The organism is Shewanella sp. VB17, from assembly GCF_013248905.1.
Taxonomy (GTDB): domain Bacteria; phylum Pseudomonadota; class Gammaproteobacteria; order Enterobacterales; family Shewanellaceae; genus Shewanella.
The window spans coordinates 1,241,907-1,262,146 of record NZ_JABRVS010000001.1; the positions used below are offsets into that span (position 1 = coordinate 1,241,907).

Below are 20,240 nucleotides of genomic sequence, written 5' to 3' on the forward strand. Positions count from 1 at the left end.
TCAGGTTGGGTTTAACTTTTTGATTTTAAGTAAAAAATTAAAGGTATCTGACACTCGTTATCCCGAGTTCAGGTTACTTAGATCCCATCACTGTGCCTTTTTCATTGAGCCTTGTTTATTTTCGATTGTTGTTACCATCTCTTTTATCTAGATATTTTTGTGGATGAATAAAACTAATTTATCAGAGGTTTGGCTGCTAGAAGACTAAGTCACTATCAGTTGATACATTTTGATAAAGCTATATCAATAATGAGAATAATGTTCTTACATATGGTTGTTTTGGATCAAAAAGTAGTCATGTATGCTGTTTTTTGAATATTCACCTTTGGAGGTAAATGCTTGGGATTTGAATGGATATTCAATTAAGAATGTCGAGTTTAGTTGTGAGGTTTGATGATACGAGACCAGACCAGTATTTTTATCATCTCGCGAATATTCTCATTAAATTTAAAACCTACAAAATGGTCAGTGATCTCATCTAGGATCACTAATAAAATATACAGGGAAATATAATGATGAAAAATAAACCCGTTTATACTGTCATTTTACTTATCTTTTGCTGGACTGCTTCAGTTGTACATGCAGCAGATGCGTTAAAAGCTTATAGCTCTAGCTTGCTGGAACTTGATGACCAAGATACAAGATCTAAAAACATTAGGTTGATCTATACATTGCAAAATGTGTGGAATCAATCCCATGTGCCAGAAGGAATTAAAGAGGTTAAATTGATACTAAAAGGAGGCTCTGGGTTTGATATGACCAATGTAGCTTCTAAGGAGGCGGTATACGAGTATCAGTTTGGTGCTGATTACCGTTATACATTACCCACGGCTTTTAAGTTAAAAGTTGGCTATTCAGGTGGATCTCCTTTGAGGCATATGAATCATGCGCCTTCTAACTCTATTGCTTCAGCGAGCGTGAGCGAATCGATTAATTTTAATTTAGGTTTTTCAGCGGGAGAATCGCCGAGTATAGGTGGAGGAGTAGAGTGGAGTAACCGTGTTACCTACCAGCAAGATGAGTTTGAAACACTAGCAGACTTTGCTCAAGATAATGAGACCATCACATGGAATATAGAGAATCAAACTATTCGTCACAACACACCGCCTAAAGAGTGGTTAATGAATAAATGGACCAGTTGTTATGGAAGTAATTTAATTGAAACCAATGAACTTCCAATAGTGATGAGATCAGACTTTAAGCCAGAAGCGGCTGTTGTTTATCGCAAAGAAGCGTTAAATGATGGACAGAATAATACGGAACTTAACCTATATGCTGGGTGGAGAAAAACAGATTATTATTTTGGCCGAGATATATGCACTTGGTACACAACTTGGACGTGGAAAGGACTTTCTAAAAATAGAGATGTAAGCCATTGGACCGAAGCGACTCGTAAAGTCAGTGTCAGTTGGGCTGATAGTTTATACATTTAGTGATATCGATCGACATTGGGTTAAGCCTTTGTCGATTAATCAGATATTTTAGCTAGGGGAGTGTTATGCAACTAGGTAAATTACGATGGGTTTTAGTTGTTCTAGGTGCGTTTTTAGGGGGAGGGTATCTATTCCTGTTCGGTGTGAATATTTATCAAGATAATGATGATCATAAGTTAGTGACTACGAAGGATATTTTTGAAAATTATCAAGCTTCTTTTCTCGATGAATTAACCTTACCAGTATCAAATGCTCAAAATATATCGACTGATGTGGAGCCTCTGAAGGCGAATAATTGGGTATCAGAGCCAACTAATACATTTAGCAATCAGCTGTATGACTTTATCGAAGCTGAGGATATTAAATATGTTGATACGACTAATTATCCGTTCACTAATGAGACTGAGAGTAAATTATCAAGACTGTCAAAGTCGGGAGATATTTTGCTCTTTGATAATACCGAACCTGATTATTTATCTAGTATTGGTGTGAGTTATATGGATATTGTTGCAGATTATTTTGGTACAGCAGGTGAAGGTGATGCGCTTATTGCTACTGGTGTGAAAGGGGCTGATGGTGGGATCCATTATTTGGTATTGCCTATTAGTAATGAAGGTGACCATCAAATATTCTTGCAGGATGTCAAACGTGCCGTTTTCTTGTTTAAGGCTGAGAAAGATAAATTAAATGAAGTGAATATTATAGAATCAGCTTTACCAGCAGCGTCATCATCATGAGTAGATATTCATGTTAACCTTGTGTGATGCATGTTTGGGTTATATGGTTTTGGCGAGTTTATTGGCTAAATAGTCGATTAATACTCGGGTACGGTAAGGCAGGGGTTTACTAGGCCATAATAAGTTTATCAGGCGGCGTCGAGGGCGATATTGGGGCAGTAAAGTCAATAGTTCTCCTGTTGCGATTGCATCTGCAACATATTGTTTGGCTAAGTAACAGATCCCATGCCCTGCTATGGTTCTGTTGACACATAGATCAATATTGTTGGAAATGAAATCACCTTGGGGTAAGTAATCCAATGAGCAATTTTCTGCTGAAGTGAATTGCCAGTTTTGAATGGGTGAGAAAATTATTTTAGGAAAAATATCGAGTCCATTTAAATTTTTAGGACTACCATGAGTTGAGATTAATTGAGGCGACGCTACGAGTACAAATTCCATTTTTCCGATTGTTTTACAAATAAAGCCAGAATCTTCTAGATCACCTAGACGCATAGCAAGATCGAACTGTTGTTGATTTAAGTTACTACGTTCATTACTTAGATCAAAATTAACGACTATATCAGGATACTCTTCAAAAAAATCATCAAAAAATTGGTCGGCAAATAACTTAGAAATAAAATTGGTTGGGCCGACAAATTTTATGCTGCCTTTGTCCCAATTTTTTTTGGTATCTAAGGTATTGAGAATACCTTCAACGTGTTCGATTGAGGGCTGGCAAGCGGTTAAGATTTCATTCCCAGCGACAGTTAATTTCAATCCATTTTTATCGCGAAAAAATAAGCTGGAGCCTAAATTTTTTTCTAGTTGATTCACGCGACGACTAATGGTCGACAATGGCATTCCAAGTTGATGAGCAGCATCATTAAATGAGTTGTAACGGCAAATTTTGACGAACAGTGAAATATCATCGAGCATTAGAGAATCCTCTTGGATAGCTAAGTGTCCAACTCTACAATGTAAAAAGTAGAGAATAAAGTGAACGAACCTAAGGAGGTTAACCGAAATGATGGGTTAAATCCTCCCGATATACCTAAACCACTTCAGATGCTCGTTTCAGAGCCCCGTAGAATAGCTGAACAAGGGAGCGATTGAGATAATGGCTACTCCCTTGTTGATATCGATAACACAGTGCAGGTATTCTAAGGGAACTTCTGCAGGGTACGGCGTGAAGCAACCTTTTCTTGGTTATGAAATATTGAACTAGAATAATTAGCCCATCAATTTCATGAAGACCACCATGGAGGGGGGGAATGTCGTTAATGCAGGAGCAACCCTGTTACTTGTTGACATACTGTTCTCTACACCTTGAAGTGGTTTGTGTATCATACTTGAGTTGTTTCGCGTTTATTTTAATCCTCTTAATGAAAGAAAAGTAGTGATTAATAACGATAAATATCTAAACCTTGAGGATCAATATCTGGGGTGATACCACTGACTTGATCAGCAAGTAATTTTCCTGAACCACACGCCATGGTCCAACCAAGTGTACCGTGACCCGTATTAGTAAATAAATTGGAGATGGGGGTCTTGCCAATGATAGGCGTTCCATCTGGGGTCATGGGCCTGAGTCCGGTCCAAAATTCGGCTTGTTCCATATCACCGCCTAATGGGAACAGATCGTTAACCACCATGGCGATGGTTTCTTTTCGTTGTTCACTTAAATCGAGGTTGTATCCGGATAATTCGGCGGTACCTGCAACTCGAATACGCTGATTAAAGCGAGTGATAGCGACTTTGTAGGTTTCATCCATCACGGTAGACACAGGTGCGCAGTTATCATTGAGTACAGGCAGAGTGAGTGAATATCCTTTAACTGGATAGACAGGAATAGATAAGCCTAATGGACGTAATAATGAGGCCGAGTAACTGCCCATGGCAACGACATAGGCGTCGGCTGTGAGCTCCCCTATACTGCTTGATACTGAGCTGATTTTACCATCTATTTTATTAAGATGAGTGATATCAGTGCCGAACTTAAAAGTCACACCTGCTTGTTTGGCTAAGGTAACGAGCTGCTGGCAAAACAAGTAACAGTCTCCAGTTTCATCGTCAGGAAGGCGCAGTCCACCAACAATTTTGTCTCGTACATTTGCTAATGCTGGCTCTGCTTGAATACAGGCGTCTACATTGAGTTCTTGGTAACGAGTACCACTTTCTTGGAGAAGTGTAATGTCTTTGGCTACGGCCTCTATTTGGGCATGGTTTCTAAATACTTGTAGCGTACCCTGTTGACGGCCTTCGTAATTAATGGCGTGGTTTTCCCTTAGCTCAATTAAACAATCGCGGCTGTAGTTTGCCACACGTAACATACGTGACTTATTGACTTGGTAACTTGCTTGATTACAGTTTGCCAGCATTTTACTTGCCCAGAGGTAGAGCTCTGGTGACATACTGGGTTTGATTTTTAATGGTGCGTGCTTTTGTATTAGCCATTTTAATGCTTTAGTTGGGATCCCTGGTGCGGCCCAAGGAGAAGAGTATCCATAAGAAATCTGACCGGCATTAGCAAAACTTGTTTCTGCTGCACTGCTTAATTGACGCTCTATGACTGTGACTTCATGCCCTGCTTGTGCTAGATACCAAGCTGAAGTTAAACCTATCACTCCCCCACCAAGTACAATAACCTTCATATTACCCCTTACTTTAACCTGATTGTAGACCCATGAGTGCCAGGTTGATTGAATCATTCAGCTCACACTTCTGAGCCGAATGAACCAGACTTTAATGGCGATTAGCCTCGATAATATTTCTGCTCGACAAATGGCATTTTGGCTATTTTCATCGGTAACATTTTTCCTCTGACTTCGGCATATACTTCAGTCTCTAAGTTGGCGTAAGGGGTCGCAACATATCCCATAGCAACAGGGAATCCACAACTTGGTCCAGCAGTACCGCTGGTGACGATGCCAATTTTATCGCCTTGGGCGTTAAATAACTCAGCGCCTTCACGAACGGGGGCTTTACCTAGCCCTTTCATGCCGACACGCTTACGCTTGACATCTTTAGTAGCGATTTGATTGAGTATGATATCGGCGCCAGGAAAGCCGCCTGCACGCTCACCATCAGTACGGCGATTTTTGCTTATCGCCCATAGTAGGCTAGCTTCGACAGGTGTGGTTGTCGTGTCGATATCATGGCCGTATAAGCACAGACCTGATTCGAGTCTGAGAGAATCACGTGCACCTAATCCAACCCATTCAACTTCCGTCTCAGCGAGTAAAAGACGCGTTAATCGTTCAGCATGCTCAGCAGGAATCGATATCTCAAAGCCATCTTCACCTGTGTAGCCAGCACGACCAAAAATACAGTCAACACCAGCGAAATTAAGCACTTTTGAGTCCATAAATATCATGCCTGCAGATTCAGGAACATGTTTTGCCATGACACTAGCAGCTAATGGTCCTTGTAATGCTAATAAGGCTCTATCTTCAAGGACTTCTAGGGTGACATCATCTGGCAGGTGAGCACGTAAATGAGCGATGTCTTGGGCTTTACAAGCAGCATTAACAACGACAAAAAGATGATCTCCTAGATTACTCACCATCAGGTCATCTTGTAGGCCGCCTTGCTCATTAGTGAACAAGGCGTAACGTTGCTTGCCTTGAGGAAGGTCAATAATGTCCACTGGTACTAAGGTTTCCAGCATTTTTGCTGCGTTCTTACCATGGAGTCTCAGTTGACCCATATGCGAGACATCAAATAGTCCCGCTGCAGTGCGAGTGTGTAAATGCTCTTTCTTAACGCCTAAGGCGTACTGAACAGGCATATCATAACCAGCAAAAGGCACCATCTTAGCATCAGATTCTATATGCAGTTGATAACAAGGGGTTTTGTTTAGCGCTTGCGTCATGGTTTACTCCGTAGACAGCCCCGATTAATCAGGGCTGTTATATTGATGAACAATTTAAAAAGGGCGTTAAGATGATTTAGTTTGGTTCAAACTTACTTCCTTTTGGAAGTATTCTTTACTCAGTTTAAATACCACAGGGCTAAGTAAAACGAGTGCGATAAGGTTTGGAATGGCCATCATAGCATTGAGTGTATCAGCGAGTAACCAGATGAATTCGAGTGAACCGACGGCCCCAACAGGAACCACAATGATCCAAAGAACACGAAAAGGAATAACCGCTTTTACACCCAGTAAATATTGGACACATTTTTCACTGTAAACACTCCAACCTAAAATAGTGGTGAAGGCAAAAATTGACAATGAAATAGCCACAATATAGTTACCGTATGGGAGAGATGATGCAAAGGCAGCTGAAGTCAATGCTGCACCTGTTGCACCGCTTGTCCATTCGCCAGTCACAACGATAGCGAGTCCGGTAATAGTACAGACCACTAAAGTGTCAATAAATGTCCCTAGCATAGCAACTAAGCCTTGAGCGACAGGATTGTTAGTTTGTGCTGCTGCGTGAGCAATGGGCGCACTACCCAACCCGGCTTCATTGGAAAATACACCACGAGCGACACCAAAACGAATCGCGGCCCAAACAGCGGCTCCTGCGAATCCACCTTCAGCAGCTGTCCCGGTGAACGCACTTTTGTAGATAAGGGCGAGCGCTGCAGGTAGTTCTGCGGCATTGATAATAAGTACGACTATGCCAGCTGCGATGTAAAAAGTGGCCATTAAGGGAACCAGCTTGCCTGCGACATCTGCGATACGCTTGATACCGCCCATTAATACGAGGCCCACTAATATCATCATAATAATGCCGGTTATCCAAGGGGATAAACCAAAGTTTGACTCGAGAGCATTGGCGACTGAGTTTGCTTGTACCGTGTTGCCTATCCCAAAACCAGCGATGGAGCCGAATAGTGCAAAAGCCGTCCCAAGCCAAGCCCACTTTTTGGATAGCCCGTTCTTGATGTAATACATCGGGCCGCCGCTGTAATTACCATTTTCATCGATTTCACGGTATTTTATTGCCAATACCGCTTCGGCAAATTTGGTTGCCATACCGACCAGTGCAGTACACCACATCCAAAAGAGTGCACCAGGGCCACCGAGGAAGATAGCAGTGGCGACACCTGCAATATTACCGGTACCAATCGTTGCTGATAGTGAGGTCATTAATGCATTGAAAGGGCTAATTTCACCTTTTACATTTTTATTTTTATCGGGGAGCCGCCCTGCCCAAAGTAGTTTAAATCCAGAACCTAATTTTAAGATAGGCATCAATTTGAGACCAAATGTCAGAAATAGTCCGACACCTAAAATAGCAATAAGCATGGGGATACCCCAAACTATGCCATTGATATATGAGACAGCATTAGTCATAAATTCCATTGTTAACCTCTAATTTTATTATAATTTTTTTTCTTCAATTGGCGCTAACTCGTTAACTGTTAGATGTTGATTGTTTGTAGGTACAAAGTTTCCAATGATAAAAAACTAGAGCTTTTGGGGATAATATTCAAGGGTTAATTTTTACAGTGTTAAGCCAATAATGGGCATTATTAATCTAAGTGTTTGACTAAAATCATTAATATTAAAAAATATTTAATTTTTTAATTTATTGGGTTATGCATTTTATAATCGAAATTAATTGCTAGAAATGAATCATTTTACAGTTCACCTGACTATTTAATCTAATTTCGAGGGGCAATGTTGAGGGGGTGCATACGGTTAAATAGCATTAATTTAGAAGAGTAAGCGTGGTGGTTTACTCTTCTCAAATGCCGTTTAAATTGCACTATGTTGAAGTCACCCAAAGGATATGCGCATCTTGTTCGCTAATAGAAATGACAGCGTGGCCCATGGTTGCATCATAATATGCACTATCACCTTTCGTTAAGATCACCGGCTCATAAAACTCAGTGAATAATTGCACCTTGCCATCTAACACAAAGAGGAAGTCTTCACCTTCATGACGGATCCAATCGCCATATTCGTCGAAGCTTCTTGCACGAATACAGGTTTTATAAGGCAACATTTTTTTATTGCTTAGTTCGGTGGATAGTAATTCATGTTCGTATGTTGGGGTAAGTCGAGGTTTGCCAGTCCCTGCTCTGGTGATATCTCTGCGTCCACTGGCTTGAATTTTGCTGGGTTCGGTAAATAACTGGGGTAGATCTATGCTAAGCCCAGCAGCCAGTTTTTGCATTACCATAAATGTGGGGGATATCTGTTCATTTTCAATTTTAGACAAGGTAGATTTTGCCAATCCCGTTCGATGGCTAGCCTCTTCTAAAGTCAATTTGTTTTGGGTTCTTATCGCCTTAACTTGCTGGCCGATATGAAGTGTTTTAACTTTAGGTTCATTACCTTGATTTCTGACGACATTCATAGAGGGAGCTGAGTCAGTCTCATTTTCATTTTTCATATGTTTAACGACTATCTCGCCTTGGATTTTAGTCATTGTTACATATTTGAGTCGCCACATGAACACATCTTATACAAAATAAACACGTTTATAAATCAAGCATTAATAATATCAATAGTAAATAAAGTTTCCGATAGGAAACTTTATTGTTGTTTAAGAAAACTAAGCCTGATATGTTTGTTTAATGTGAATTGGATCTGTTTTATTACGTTTGGGAGAAGCGCGATGATGGCAAACAGTATTTTTGCTCTGTGATTAGCCATCGTGAAGGATGCGGGAGAATGACTACTAGGTGGGCAGCATTTTATTTTATGTAAGATCAATATCTAATTTTCATTGCCATAAAAATCTTTCATAACATATTCACTAGATGCTTCTCTAAGGGGAGTCATTAATAAAAACAAAAATTCTAAGGTGGCTTAGCCATCAATGTCATTGCTTGTTAACAAGGATAAATAATGAATAGCACTTATCACTCCACAGAACTGGAACAATTTTTTGTCGCTGGATTAGCGGATATCGATAATGAAATCCAGACTGCTATCGAACTTGAAACCAAGAGACAAGAGCAGCAGATTGAGCTCATCGCTTCCGAAAATATCGTGTCAAAAGCGGTAATGGAAGCTCAGGGAACCTTGCTAACGAATAAGTATGCCGAGGGTTATCCAGGTCGCCGTTATTATGGTGGTTGTGAATTTGTTGATATTGTTGAGCAATTGGCAATAGATAGAGCCAAGGCTCTTTTTGGTGCCGAATTTGTAAATGTGCAACCCCATTCTGGCGCTCAGGCTAATGGTGCAGTGTTTCAGGCATTGCTGCAGCCCGGTGATACTATTTTAGGCATGTCGCTTGATGCTGGGGGGCATTTGACTCACGGCGCCCGTCCCGCTCAATCAGGTAAGTGGTTTAATGCGATTCAATATGGCGTGTTGCAAGATAGCTGTTTGGTGGATTTCGACCAAGTAGAAATGCTCGCCCGTGAACACAAACCCAAACTTATTATTGCAGGTGGATCAGCGATCCCACGTGAAATTGATTTTGCTCGTTTCAGGGCCATTGCAGATGAAGTGGGTGCCTACTTGATGGTTGATATGGCTCATATTGCGGGTTTGGTTGCCACTAATTATCATCAAAACCCTATTTCCTATGCTCATGTTGTGACAACCACAACTCATAAAACATTACGTGGACCACGTGGTGGGATGGTATTGACCAATCATGAAGATATTGCCAAGAAGATAAATTCAGCCGTATTTCCAGGTTTGCAAGGTGGACCATTAATGCACGTGATAGCAGCGAAAGCGGTGGCATTAGGTGAAGCGCTTAAACCTGAATTTAAACATTATATTGAGCAAGTTATTAGTAATGCAAAGGTACTTGCTAAGACATTGCAGGGACATGGCTGTGACATTGTCACCAATGGCACCGACACCCATTTAATGTTGGTAGATCTTAGGCCTAAAGGTCTCAAGGGTAACAAAGCTGAGGAAAGTTTAGAGCGTGCAGGGATCACCTGTAATAAGAATGGTATTCCTTTTGATACTGAAAAACCTATGGTGACTTCAGGTATTCGTCTAGGGACTCCAGCTGGCACGAGCCGAGGGTTTGGACAAGCTGAATTTACACAAATAGGTCACTGGATTGGCGCTGTGCTTGATGGTTTAGTCGCTAACCCTGATGACAACAGTCAAGTTGAACAAACGGTACTTAAACAAGTGCAAGACTTGTGTGCAACATTTCCTCTGTATCGCTAACGATTAATTAAATAATAAAAAAAATAGGAATTAAATAATGAGTTCAGTAGAAACTAATTATCAGTTTGCCACCAGCCATGAATGGGTAAAAGACAATGGTGATGGCACTGTGACTGTCGGAATTTCCGACCATGCGCAAGGGCTATTGGGAGATGTGGTATTTGTCGAGCTTCCTGAAGAAGGCGATATTACCCTTGCTGGTGAGACGTTCTCCTTGGTGGAGTCAGTCAAGGCGGCCTCGGATGTGTATGCGCCGGTATCAGGCGTCATCGTTGCGGTTAATCAAGCGTTAGACGAGAGTCCTGAAATCGTGAATGACTCTTCATTTGAAGAGGGGTGGATTGCTAAGATTAAACTTGATAATCCACAAGAGTTAAATGCACTGATGAACTTTGACACATATTCAGCGAGTTTAGAAGACTAGGCTATTGAGTGCTGGCTCTGACAGTCAGCAATGAGTACTGGCTGTCCAGATGAGTATCACTGGAAAATGACATACAACAGAGTATTAGAATATCCTTGGGGATGAGATGAGTAATAACAATTTATTAGCCCAACTGGGCACAGGTAACGAGTTTGTCGCGCGTCATAACGGGCCCGATGAAGCTGAAAAGCAAGTGATGTTAGCCGCAATAGGCAGTGACTCCATCGAGGCACTTATTGAACAAACAGTACCCAATAATATCCGTTTGCCTGAAGGCCTTGAGCTTGCACCTGCGATGAGTGAAGCCGGTATGTTGGCAACACTTAACGCCATTGCAGCTAAAAATGTGATCAATAAAAGTTATATTGGTCAAGGTTATTACGACACGCATGTCCCCAATGTCATTTTACGCAATGTGATGGAAAACCCTGGTTGGTATACGGCCTATACGCCTTATCAGCCAGAGATAGCCCAAGGCAGACTCGAAGCTTTACTCAATTATCAGCAAATGATCATTGATCTGACGGGAATGGAGTTAGCCAATGCGTCCATGCTGGATGAAGCAACGGCTGCTGCAGAGGCAATGACACTGTGTAAGCGAGCAGGAAAGAGCAAGAGTAACTTGTTTTTTGTTGCCAGCGATGTGCATCCGCAAACGTTGGATGTCATCAAGACTCGCGCCCATAGTTTTGGTTTCGATATTTTGGTCGCTCCGGCGAGCGAGTTATCGAAGGTGGATGTATTTGGTGCTTTACTGCAATATCCTGGCAGTACAGGTCAAGTGCAAAACCTTGAAGAACTCATTAAACAAGCCCAAGAAAATAAAGCGTTAGTGGCGGTTGCGACAGATTTACTCGCGCTCACTTTATTAAAAGCACCGGGAGAGATGGGAGCGGATGTGGTTATCGGTAGCTCACAGCGCTTCGGTGTTCCTATGGGATTCGGTGGTCCTCATGCTGCATTTATGTCTACACGTGAGAAATATAAGCGTACTATACCGGGTCGCGTCATTGGGGTATCAATTGACAGTAAAGGCAAGCAAGCCTTGCGCATGGCAATGCAGACTCGCGAGCAACATATTCGCCGCGAAAAGGCGACGTCGAACATTTGTACCGCTCAAGCTTTGTTAGCTAACATGGCCGCTTTTTATGCTGTTTACCATGGACCACAAGGATTAAAGAAGATAGGCCGACGAGTGCATCATTTAACGGCCATCTTGGCGTTAGGATTGAAAGAGTCGGGCTTTAAACTGGTCCATGAGGCATTTTTTGATACCTTGACCATAGAAACCGATGAACAGACGCAAATCATTTACCAGCGCGCTCTGGATGCCGGGCTTAATTTGCGTCTCTTGCCTAGTCGATTGGCCATTAGCATTGATGAAACCACCACTGCTGAAGATATCCAAGCACTGTGGTTGGCTATCACAGGTAAAACCTTGTGTGTGAGTGATTTTGAAACACAGGCATCACTTGATGAATTCGCCGCTATTCCTCAGGACTGTCGTCGTGAGTCAAGCTATCTGACTCATAGTGTGTTTAACCAATATCACAGTGAAACCTTGATGCTGAGGTATCTAAAGTCACTGGAAAATAAAGATTTTTCCTTGACTCATGGCATGATCCCATTGGGATCGTGCACCATGAAGTTAAATGCAACGGCGCAAATGATCCCCGTGACTTGGCCAGAACTTGGTCAGTTGCACCCGTTTGCTCCAGCTGAGCAGACGACAGGTTATCAGGAGATAGCTGAGTCATTAACTGACATGCTCAAGCAAATTACCGGTTACGATGCGTTTTCATTGCAACCCAATTCAGGGGCTCAGGGAGAGTATGCCGGTTTAATCGCGATTCAGAAATATCACGCTAGCCGTGGCGATATACACCGTAATGTGTGTCTTATTCCAAGTTCTGCCCATGGTACCAATCCTGCCAGTGCCTCTATGGTGTCGATGCGTGTGGTGATCGTGGGTTGTGATGCTAAGGGAAATGTCGATATTGCAGACTTAGCGGCCAAGATTGAAGAACATGCTGAGCGCCTGTCTTGCATCATGATAACTTACCCATCGACACACGGTGTGTATGAAAAAGGTATTCGTGATATTTGTGAGCGCGTACATGCCGCCGGTGGTCAAGTTTACCTTGATGGCGCTAACATGAATGCACAAGTGGGATTAACCTCGCCAGGTTTTATAGGCTCAGATGTGTCTCATTTGAATCTGCATAAAACATTCTGTATTCCTCACGGTGGTGGTGGGCCAGGCATGGGTCCCATTGGCGTAAAGTCACACCTTGAACCTTTTTTACCAGGACACAGTATTCACAAAACACAAGGCGCCGTGGCTGCAACTGCGTTAGGCAGTGCATCAATTTTACCTATTTCATGGGCTTATATTGCTCTGATGGGAGCTGAGGGGTTAACTCAAGCTACAGAGCTTGCGATATTAAACGCCAACTACTTGATGGAAAAACTGCGTCCTTATTATCCAGTACTTTATATTGGCGATGACGGCCGTGTTGCCCATGAGTGCATCATCGATCTGCGTCCACTTAAAGAGAGTGCTGGGATCAGCGAAGAAGATGTGGCTAAGCGATTAATGGATTTTGGTTTCCATGCACCGACCATGTCCTTCCCTGTGCCGGGGACGCTGATGATAGAACCGACCGAGAGTGAATCATTGGTTGAATTGGATAAATTTGTTCATGCGATGGTGACCATACGTGCCGAAATAGCCAAGGTGGAAGAGGGTCAATGGCCATTGAGTGACAATCCTTTGGTTAATGCTCCACACACCATGAGCGATTTGAGCGAAGAAGAGTGGAGCCACCCTTACTCACGTAAAACGGCTTGCTTTCCTGGGAACAATCAAACTCATGCTAAATTTTGGCCCAGTACTAATCGTATCGATAATGTCTATGGAGACAGAAACCTTATCTGTAGCTGCCCAGATATCGACATTTACCGTGATTAACGAGTCTGATTGGCGAGTCATGGCATAGGGAATTAAATTCAAAATAGCCTAAAGGCGAGCAATATCGCTCGCTTTTTTGTGATTGAAATCTATCCGTTAATACGGATGAACTATTCGATTTTACTCAATATTATTGACCGCTAAGTGTTGAAATTGTCATACTTTGGGTGTTTTTTATTGGGGATATCATCAATGTCGTTGCCATGTAAGATACATAAATCTAACTTCATAAGTAAATAGATAGATCTATCTAGTTGCGTTATCTGAATATTAAGAAATACTTACTATGGATAACTTATCATTACGAGCGCACTATTTATGTGGCCATTTCAAAAAAATAAAGATTCCGAAGAACAAAAGCAGAAGCAGGATCAAACGTATAATAACAATCTCATTGTCTCTTCTTTACATGAGTTTTTAGTCACTATCGAGTTTGATAGTACAGGCAATATAAACTCTGCGAGTCCCTTGTTCCTGGAAGCTATGGGTTATCAACTAGATGAAATTGTCGGTAAGCATCACCGTATATTCTGCTCTAAAAGTTATGTCGAAGGAAAAAAATACGGTGATTTCTGGCAAGATTTAGCCCGAGGTAAAGTTCAATCAGGTACGTTTGAGCGATACACTAAATCGGGTGAGTTGATCACGATTGAAGCCACTTACTTTCCTGTCATTGACGAAAATAGCACGGTGAAAAGTGTGGTTAAAATAGCAAGTGATGTAACAGAAAAAGAGAATAAAGCGCAAAATCAACGGGATCTGATCACCGGATTGAATAAAACTTTTGCAGTGATTGAATTTGAGCCTGATGGAACAATATTGGATGCTAATGATAACTTTCTTGGTGCTTTGGGCTACACGCTAGATCAAGTAAAAGGCAAGCACCATAAAATGTTTTGTTTCGATAAATTCTATCAAGAAAATCCAAATTTTTGGCAGCAACTAGCAGGTGGAAACGCTTTTTCTGGTCGATTTTTGCGTAAAAATAGCCTTGATAAAAACGTATGGATACAAGCGTCATATAGTCCTGTGCTTAATGACCAAGGCGATGTCTACAAAGTGGTTAAGTTTGCATCTGACATTACAGAAGATGTGGTTAGAGAGCTCGCTATTTCAGATGCTGCCAACATCGCCTATAGCACAGCAGTGGAAACCTCCCAAGTCGCTCAAGAGGGAAATAAAGTACTCAAAGAAACCGTCATCATTTCTCAAAAAATGATGGATAGCCTCATTACCTCTATTGGGCAGGTAGAGGAACTGACGTCATTGTCCAATGATGTCGCTGAGATTGTTAAAACGATAGGGAGTATTGCCGATCAAACCAATCTACTGGCTCTCAATGCTGCTATTGAAGCCGCTCGGGCAGGAGAGCAAGGGCGAGGTTTTGCTGTCGTGGCTGATGAGGTACGTCAGCTAGCTTCACGTACATCTGAATCGACAGAAGAAATTACCAGAGTAGTGAATCAAAATATCTCTTTAACTCAAAAGATGACCCAAGCCATGGGTGAGGTAAATAATATTGCAGAACAAACGAGTACGAGAATAGAAGAAGTGTCACTGACCATGAATGAAATATACACAGGTGCTGAGAGTGTTGCTTCGGCAGTACACAATTTTAAAGGAGACGGCGAATAACTATGGCGTTATCCCAAACCTTGGCTCCTATGGCATTTCTATTGACGAAAATGCAGGCCAGCCTACTTCTACAGCAAGACAGTGGCCTTTTTTATTGAGTTAATCCAGTGATATTGACCAGACACTATGGCTGTTAATAACCGATGTTGCTTAATGACAAATCACCCTTCATTGCTGGCGATGAAATGATTAATTGCTTTGGAGATCAGGTCTTTTTTCATCTGCGTACGTGTAACAGGTTGGGAAAACCAGAAGCTCATCGGCTGTTCAAAGCCCACACCGTGCATATAGTTGTAAATCGACTTACGCAGCCCTTCGCCCAGCATTTCATGATCCGTGCCCGTTGGATCAATGAAGTCCACATCATTTTCAGCGAATAAGATCTCTGGGCGCTTTGCAAGCGTGATCCCAAACTTCTCAGGATTCATGCCAATAGGGCTGTGGATTGTGGCCACAAAACGGTGCCAGTAGGCGGACTGAAAACATCCTTGCTTCATCATCTGCCGCACCATTTCCAGTGAATCGATGGTTTCTTGCTCTGTTTGTGTCGGAAAGCCATACATTAGATAGGCGTGAACTAATATACCGGCATCACTGAAGGCTTTAGTGACCTGAGCGACCCGCTCAACACTCACGCCTTTTTTCATCAGTTTCAATAGACGATCAGATGCCACCTCAAGACCGCCACTCACAGCGATACAGCCAGAATCTGCCAACAACTTGCAACGTGCTTGACTAAAGGTTCTCTCAAAACGGATATTGCCCCACCAGCTGATCACCACATTGCGTGCAATGAGTCGCTTTGCTAGGGTAAATAAAAGCTTTGGTGGCAGAGCTTCGTCGACAAAATGGAAACCTGTTTGTCCGGTTTCTTCAATGAGCTGTTCGATTCTATCCACCAGAACGTCGGCTCCAGCTGCATCAAAACGATCGATATAGTCAAGACTGACATCGCAAAAACTGCATTTACGCCAGTAACAGCCATGCGCGATGGTCAGTTTATTCCAGCGTCCGTCGCTCCAAATTCGGTGCATCGGATTAAGCATTTCACACAAAGACAGGTATTCCCCCAATGGCAGGCCATCGTATACAGGGGCACCGACATCGGCTTGTGGGATATCGTGCAGCTCGGCATTTTCATTGAAGTGAACGTATGCTTGGCCATTCTCATCCTCTGCAAGGAAGTAGGTTCGCATTAGAGAGTCTATCTCACGCTGTCCTGCGAAGTATTCAAGCAGGGTAATAAAAGGGCGTTCGCCGTCGTCCAGACAGATAAAGTCGACAAACTCAAACACCCGAGGATCTTTGAGCGCGCGCAGCTCTGTATTGATAAACCCCCCACCCAATACGACATGAATATCTGGATTGATGGCTTTACAGGTTTGCGCAATATGTAAGGCGCCTAACATATTGCCCGGGAAAGGCACGGTTAATGCAACAACGCTAGGCTGCGATTCTTCCAGATACTGCTCGACCAATTGTGTCAAAATACCTGAACTAAAACTCGGCCCGTCCATCAAGGTATCATAGAGATTGTCAAAGCTTGGGTTAGCCGCCGCTAATTGCTCGCCATAACGGCTCACTTCAAAGTAGGGATCAACTCCTTGAGTAATGACGTTAGATAGATCATTAATAAACAGGGTTGCCAGATATTTGGCTTTATCTTGTACCCCTAAATTGCCAAAGGCTGCTTGCAATACATCGCCTGATACTGCTTCCATCTGAGCGATAGTGTCAAACGCTGGACCTTCTGGTAAAAAACGGCGGGAGTTAATACGCAGTGCAAGGCTTGGATCTTTTCCTTGCAAAAAGCGAATAGCACTTTCAACTGTGAGTTGGTAACGATCAAACTCAGCCAAAAAATTGAAGATCACCTCAGGCAGTTCATCGTCTTCAAAATGCTCGAAATTTTCTTCCACATGCTGACGAATAATATCCAGCGCAGGTGCTGTCATCATTTCTAAAAAAAGCTCAATAGCAGGATCTCGCTGAACCGCCTCATAGCCACGTGAGCGTAAAAAACCCGTCAAATAGGCTGTTGCTGGATAAGGAGTATTCAGCTGGGTCATAGGTGGAGTCATTAGAAGAACGGTCATAACCAGCCTTTACATTGTGAACAGTCAGTGCGAACAGAGTGTACAACCCCCTATATTCAGGATTGTTACCATAAAATAGGAGGGGGATTCTAGCAAATGAACGGGATAAAAACCCGTAAATTAGCGGATGTGATGATAAATTGTGATCCTTAATGACGAACGTATCGTAATCTTTTTTAGCTGTGTTGGTAAACAATGTCACTTATCTAATGTAAATAGAGGATTTATGATGACTAATGTACTCGAAAAAAATGGACAAAAATTAACTCCAATAATTATTTGTGTAGCTGAATCAACTCATTATATTGTTGGTATGGTTGATTCATTGAACAATTTAACCAGTGTTAATCAATCTAAGGAGGTGACTGTTACTTCCTCTTTGATTGAAGCTAAAAACTATTTACGCAGTTATCATATTTTTACAGCTTTGCTTGAATTTCAATCAGCATACGATGAAATGTGTGGTTTAAGTGCACCTGAGCCTTGTCGGCAAATGGTTACATTTTAATGAGGAAAATAACGAGATGCCAAGGAGATTTATCCATTGTTAATACATAAGTTATTGGGAGTCATATTTGATCTAGATGGAACATTAGTTTCATCATCTTTGAATTTCAATCACATTAAAAAGTTGTTATCTTGCCCAAACGACGTTGATTTATTGGATTTTGTTGACTCCTTAGCCGGCGATCAAAAAACGATAGCAGAAGCTAACATTATTGAACATGAAGTACGTGATGCAGTTCATACAGAAAAATTAACAGGTACCGATGAGCTGTTAGCATTATTAACTCGTTTGGATATTCCTTGTGCCATCGTGACTCGCAATTGTCGTCAAGCTGCATTGATTAAAATTGAAAGTCATGACATCGATATTCCAATTGTGATCTCAAGAGAAGATCATAAAGCCAAGCCGGCACCAGATGCTTTATTGTATGTAGGGCAACAGTGGAATATACCACCTGAAAATTTATTGTACGTGGGTGATTATTTGTATGATCTACAAGCAGCGCAAAATGCGAAAACGATGTCATGTCTGGTCACTCATGGACAAACTCCTGATTATGCTCATTTAGCAAATATAGTGGTGGATGAACTCACTGATCTCAGTTTAATCATTAGCAAAAAATATAATGTTAACATAGACAATATGGAGTCCACACTCTAGCTAATCAACACTTAAATATTGAAAATTAACGGTTTACCATAGAAAGGGGATTTGCCGACATGTTAGATTTTACTCAGCAAAATGAAATCACTTATTGGCGAATGACAGACGACGCTGTTATGGGGGGAAAATCAAAAGGAAACATATCCTTTGATCAAGGTCATGGATTATTTGTAGGCCACATATCGCTGGAAAATAATGGCGGATTTAGCTCTGTATCTCGCTCAATAGCACCATTACTAAAAGATGTTGAGACGGTGACAGTCGATATAAAAGGTGACGGGCACACTTATCAGTTAAGAATGATGGTTAATTTAGATGGTTATCGATTGGCATACAAACATGAGTTCGACACTGTCATTGACCACAGAGAAAAGTTAATCTTTACACTGGCCGACTTTCAGGCTTGTTTTCGAGGACGGTTGATTCCCAATGCCCCTTTGCTTAAATCTGACGATATTCTCGAAATTGGATTTTTAATCACAAAAAAGCAAGCGGGAAAATTTTGTTTATCCATTTTTAGTGTGTTGTTTGGCAAACACCAGCATGGATCGTTACCATCCTATTGAATCTCCTTTCCAATCAAGGAAACTGGCGGTTGCATCATGCGGAGTCTTGTCGACAATCGTCATTAATTGCTGAGCGACAAACTCACATGTAAATAACTTGTTTTCAGGTACATTTTTTTGAAACGGCTTTGATAACGATGTGTCGGTGGTACCAGGGTGAAATGCAATTATTTTAATATTTTCGGCTCGACGAGCCAGCTCTATAGCCGCTGTTTTTAGCATCATATTTAATGCTGCTTTTGACGCTCTATAACTATACCAACCGCCTAAATTATTATCGCTTATACTGCCAACTCTTGCACTAAAGACTATAATTTTACATTGAGTATTTCCTATTAATATTGGGGTTAATTTTTGTATCCACAACATTGGCGTTAATGCATTTGCCATTATGACATGATTAAAAGCATCGGTATTAAAGTCTTCTAAACGCTTTTCTGGTTTAATACTCTGGCTGTGTAATATCCCATTACACACAAAAACCCGAGTGATGGGTAAGGGATCACATGTCTTTATTTGCTCAATGGCTAATTCAATGGATTGTGATGTGTAGTCTTTGACTGTAATAAGGGTTGTATCAGTTAAATCTTTGTCTGTTACTCGAGCCCCTTGATTGAAATCACGACTAATTAAGATTAACCTGCTATTTTTTGCCCCTGCTATTTCAATGGCTATGGCCTTTGCTATGTCGCTATTTGCGCCGATTATCACTGTTTGTTGAGTTATCATGACATGTTCCTGAATGGCAGCTAGTGGCTTTTAAGCCAAAAATGTGTGCAAAAAAAGAAGAAATACGATGTCTGTATTTAGCGAGAAATAAGTAGACAAAATGACTCAGTGGTTTAATCACTGGCCAATTAAGTGGAGCAACCCAAAAACCTTTACCCACTATTGTCCAAGCTCTGTGAGTCACCTCTAGCCCTAACAACAGTTTTCCTTGATAAGTCCCATGTAATATTTTCATGGCATTATTGAATTCAATATCAGGATATAACTGCGCAAAGCCTTTATTATGAATGTTGATTAATTCAATTAACTGGTTGTTATCGTGCTTCTTCAAGTGATCCATTTCGGTCACACATAAAGGGCAATTACCGTCATAGAATATAGTTAACATATTTTTC

Annotated in this window: 17 protein-coding genes; 9 read left to right on the top strand and 8 right to left on the bottom strand. The window is 41.6% G+C overall.

Features of this window, described 5'->3' with window-relative positions; genetic code table 11:
- Positions 1 to 512 precede the first annotated feature (512 nt).
- On the top strand, positions 513 to 1,433 hold the full coding sequence (locus tag HQQ94_RS05180; protein ID WP_217273993.1) for a leukocidin family pore-forming toxin: 921 nt from the start codon (positions 513 to 515) through the stop codon (positions 1,431 to 1,433).
- Between the two features lie 65 nt (positions 1,434 to 1,498).
- Positions 1,499 to 2,170 carry a topoisomerase I gene (locus HQQ94_RS05185; protein WP_173293406.1) on the top strand — a complete coding sequence of 224 codons (672 nt, stop codon included), beginning with the start codon at positions 1,499 to 1,501 and terminating at the stop codon, positions 2,168 to 2,170.
- 39 nt (positions 2,171 to 2,209) lie between these two features.
- On the opposite strand, the gene HQQ94_RS05190 is transcribed toward HQQ94_RS05185, so the two are convergent.
- The 5 genes from HQQ94_RS05190 to HQQ94_RS05210 form a co-directional block, all read right to left on the bottom strand.
- A complete protein-coding gene (locus HQQ94_RS05190; RefSeq protein ID WP_173293407.1) occupies positions 2,210 to 3,088 on the bottom strand; it encodes a LysR family transcriptional regulator in 879 nt (292 codons plus the stop codon).
- Between the two features lie 464 nt (positions 3,089 to 3,552).
- Positions 3,553 to 4,803: a D-amino acid dehydrogenase gene (locus HQQ94_RS05195; RefSeq protein WP_173293408.1), complete on the bottom strand. Its 1,251-nt coding sequence runs from the start codon at positions 4,801 to 4,803 to the stop codon at positions 3,553 to 3,555.
- Between the two features lie 101 nt (positions 4,804 to 4,904).
- The gene (gene gcvT, locus HQQ94_RS05200; RefSeq protein ID WP_173293409.1) at positions 4,905 to 6,023 is read right to left on the bottom strand and encodes a glycine cleavage system aminomethyltransferase GcvT; all 1,119 of its coding nucleotides are present in this window, start codon (positions 6,021 to 6,023) and stop codon (positions 4,905 to 4,907) included.
- Between the two features lie 66 nt (positions 6,024 to 6,089).
- Positions 6,090 to 7,463, bottom strand: coding sequence for a sodium:alanine symporter family protein (locus HQQ94_RS05205; RefSeq protein ID WP_173293410.1), 1,374 nt, complete (start codon positions 7,461 to 7,463; stop codon positions 6,090 to 6,092).
- A gap of 406 nt (positions 7,464 to 7,869) precedes the next feature.
- Complete coding sequence (locus HQQ94_RS05210) at positions 7,870 to 8,535, bottom strand: helix-turn-helix domain-containing protein (RefSeq protein ID WP_254304005.1); 666 nt, start codon at positions 8,533 to 8,535, stop codon at positions 7,870 to 7,872.
- A gap of 422 nt (positions 8,536 to 8,957) precedes the next feature.
- On the opposite strand from HQQ94_RS05210, the gene glyA reads away from it, so the two are divergent.
- The 4 genes from glyA to HQQ94_RS22835 all read left to right on the top strand — a co-directional run bounded on the left by glyA (position 8,958) and on the right by HQQ94_RS22835 (position 15,283).
- The gene (gene glyA / locus HQQ94_RS05215) at positions 8,958 to 10,253 is read left to right on the top strand and encodes a serine hydroxymethyltransferase (RefSeq protein ID WP_173293411.1); all 1,296 of its coding nucleotides are present in this window, start codon (positions 8,958 to 8,960) and stop codon (positions 10,251 to 10,253) included.
- A gap of 37 nt (positions 10,254 to 10,290) precedes the next feature.
- Entirely contained in the window at positions 10,291 to 10,677 is a 387-nt protein-coding gene (gene gcvH, locus HQQ94_RS05220; protein ID WP_173293412.1) for a glycine cleavage system protein GcvH, read from the top strand.
- Positions 10,678 to 10,783: 106 nt separating this feature from the next.
- Complete coding sequence (gene gcvP / locus HQQ94_RS05225; protein ID WP_173293413.1) at positions 10,784 to 13,648, top strand: aminomethyl-transferring glycine dehydrogenase; 2,865 nt, start codon at positions 10,784 to 10,786, stop codon at positions 13,646 to 13,648.
- A gap of 318 nt (positions 13,649 to 13,966) precedes the next feature.
- Complete coding sequence (locus tag HQQ94_RS22835) at positions 13,967 to 15,283, top strand: PAS domain-containing methyl-accepting chemotaxis protein (RefSeq protein WP_173293414.1); 1,317 nt, start codon at positions 13,967 to 13,969, stop codon at positions 15,281 to 15,283.
- A gap of 161 nt (positions 15,284 to 15,444) precedes the next feature.
- Here the strand turns inward: HQQ94_RS22835 and HQQ94_RS05235 are convergent, their stop codons facing one another.
- Positions 15,445 to 17,379 carry a radical SAM protein gene (locus HQQ94_RS05235; protein WP_173293415.1) on the bottom strand — a complete coding sequence of 645 codons (1,935 nt, stop codon included), beginning with the start codon at positions 17,377 to 17,379 and terminating at the stop codon, positions 15,445 to 15,447.
- A gap of 226 nt (positions 17,380 to 17,605) precedes the next feature.
- Between HQQ94_RS05235 and HQQ94_RS05240 the strand changes: the two genes are divergently transcribed.
- The 3 genes from HQQ94_RS05240 to HQQ94_RS05250 are packed head-to-tail and all read left to right on the top strand — an operon-like array spanning position 17,606 to position 19,116.
- Positions 17,606 to 17,887 carry a DUF6482 family protein gene (locus HQQ94_RS05240; RefSeq protein WP_173293416.1) on the top strand — a complete coding sequence of 94 codons (282 nt, stop codon included), beginning with the start codon at positions 17,606 to 17,608 and terminating at the stop codon, positions 17,885 to 17,887.
- A gap of 36 nt (positions 17,888 to 17,923) precedes the next feature.
- Positions 17,924 to 18,547 carry an HAD family hydrolase gene (locus HQQ94_RS05245; RefSeq protein WP_173293417.1) on the top strand — a complete coding sequence of 208 codons (624 nt, stop codon included), beginning with the start codon at positions 17,924 to 17,926 and terminating at the stop codon, positions 18,545 to 18,547.
- Positions 18,548 to 18,606: 59 nt separating this feature from the next.
- Positions 18,607 to 19,116: a CIA30 family protein gene (locus tag HQQ94_RS05250; protein ID WP_173293418.1), complete on the top strand. Its 510-nt coding sequence runs from the start codon at positions 18,607 to 18,609 to the stop codon at positions 19,114 to 19,116.
- Here the strand turns inward: HQQ94_RS05250 and HQQ94_RS05255 are convergent.
- Together HQQ94_RS05255 and HQQ94_RS05260 are read right to left on the bottom strand one after the other, a co-directional pair.
- The gene (locus HQQ94_RS05255) at positions 19,102 to 19,845 is read right to left on the bottom strand and encodes an SDR family NAD(P)-dependent oxidoreductase (RefSeq protein WP_173293419.1); all 744 of its coding nucleotides are present in this window, start codon (positions 19,843 to 19,845) and stop codon (positions 19,102 to 19,104) included. The genes HQQ94_RS05250 and HQQ94_RS05255 overlap by 15 nt on opposite strands.
- On the bottom strand, positions 19,808 to 20,233 hold the full coding sequence (locus HQQ94_RS05260) for a thiol-disulfide oxidoreductase DCC family protein (RefSeq protein ID WP_173293420.1): 426 nt from the start codon (positions 20,231 to 20,233) through the stop codon (positions 19,808 to 19,810). Before HQQ94_RS05260 ends, HQQ94_RS05255 begins: the two co-directional genes overlap by 38 nt.
- Between the last annotated feature and the right edge of the window lie 7 nt (positions 20,234 to 20,240).